Genomic DNA, 567 nt, shown 5'->3' with positions numbered 1-567 from the left:
CGGTAACTCAAAGCGACTTCTCGCAGTTTCACGTAAGAAGCATCATATACATTAGCTTCAGCAATACTGTAAATACGATGGTAGTATTTCTCGGCAGATACAACCTCTTCGTTCTTAGAACCACTTTCCGTCACTCCTTCTACCATAATGCCATCCTGATACACACGGGTGGATTGCCCATTGACCTGGGCATAGTAAAGTCCATCAGAGGATACGGAATAAGAAGGAGATTCTGGTAATCGTACATTGTTACCCATGGCGGCAGTATAATACCACAAGCCACCGTGCTCGGCATCCCGGCCCGATAATGTGTTAGCTAATACACCGGTATATTTTCCAGTTTTATTAGTGTTGGAAAAAATAGAACCACCGACACTTGCATCTATCAGAAAAGAAAGACTTAACGAACGATAACTGAAAGTGTTACTGATACCGCCTGTCCAGTCGGGCGTAAACTTCCCCAACGTTTTATTAGTGGTCGAAATCTTAGGCAGACCGTTAGCATCCACCACAACGTTTCCATTAGCATCACGCACGTATGAAGTGCCGAACAGGGTTCCATAAGCT

The 567-nt window shown here is 44.4% G+C and carries 1 pseudogene; it reads right to left on the bottom strand.

The features are described 5' to 3' along the window. Window positions 1–567, bottom strand: a pseudogene (locus tag AB5935_RS24705) (SusC/RagA family TonB-linked outer membrane protein); the annotation flags it as partial.

The organism is Phocaeicola sp. RTP21198st1_B8_RTP21198_201120, assembly GCF_040929485.1.
Lineage (GTDB): Bacteria > Bacteroidota > Bacteroidia > Bacteroidales > Bacteroidaceae > Phocaeicola > Phocaeicola dorei.
Note: the sequence above shows the minus strand (reverse complement) of the source record. Positions and strands in the feature narration are given on the sequence as shown.